The sequence below is a fragment of the Actinomadura sp. KC216 genome, from assembly GCF_004348535.1.
Classification (GTDB): Bacteria; Actinomycetota; Actinomycetes; order Streptosporangiales; family Streptosporangiaceae; genus Spirillospora.
On record NZ_SMJX01000656.1, the window covers coordinates 1 to 866 of the forward strand.

Genomic DNA, 866 nt, shown 5'->3' on the forward strand with positions numbered 1-866 from the left:
GGGCGGCACACCCCGAGAGAGCCAAACTTCGGCAGGCACATCACGAGCCAACCCACCCAGCGTCCTACGGCACGCTACGGGCAGCTACCCCGAACACGAACCGAACCCAATACAAGTCGGCACATCAAGTCCCGGCCCCGCACCCGCGACATCCCGATCATCTTCCTCACCGCGGGCGGCGAGGCGGGCGAGCAGGCGTTCCGCGGCTACGCCGCCGGCGCGGTCGACTACCTGACCAAGCCGTTCGACCCGTGGCTGCTGCGCGCGAAGGTGTCGGTGTTCGTGGAGCTGCACCGCCGCAACCTGCAGCTCAGGCGGCAGGCGCAGATGCTGCGCCAGACCCTCGCCGAGGGCGACGGGGAGGCGGTGCTGGCGGGCGGCGAGCGGCTGCTGTCGGCGCTCGACGAGCGCGTCAAGCTGATCGAGGAGGACGTGGCCCGGCTCCAGGCCGGCGAGCCCGCCGCCGACCTCGACGCGCACGTCGCCGACCTCCGCCTCGCCCTGGACGCCCTCTCCCCCGGCGGCTGACCCGCCTCAGCGGGCCACCAGCACCGCACCCGGCAGCGCCGCCGGCTGGGCTCCGGCGTCCGTCTGGAGCTTGCCGCGCAGGATGAACGCGCCCACCAGCACCGCCGCGACGACCAGGACCACCGCGATCGTCACGACCAGCAGCGTCTTGCGGCGCTCCGCGCGCCCGGCGTCGCTCGCGGGACCGCCCCGCAAGGACGGCGGAGGCGGCTGCTGCCAGTTCGCGTACTGCTGCGGCTGCTCCCACGGCGGAGGCGTCTGCGGCGGAAGGCTCGGCTGCGGCCCCTGCGAGCGCGGCTGACCGTGCTGCTGGGACGGCGGCTGGGAGGGCGGCTGGG

At 74.4% G+C, this 866-nt stretch carries 2 pseudogenes; one reads left to right on the plus strand and one right to left on the minus strand.

Going from position 1 to position 866, the window contains the following annotated elements:
* A pseudogene (locus E1264_RS42835) lies at window positions 1-528 on the plus strand (response regulator); the annotation flags it as partial.
* Window positions 529-534: 6 nt separating this feature from the next.
* On the opposite strand, the pseudogene E1264_RS44370 reads toward E1264_RS42835, so the two are convergent.
* Window positions 535-866 (minus strand): annotated as a pseudogene (locus tag E1264_RS44370) (hypothetical protein); the annotation flags it as partial.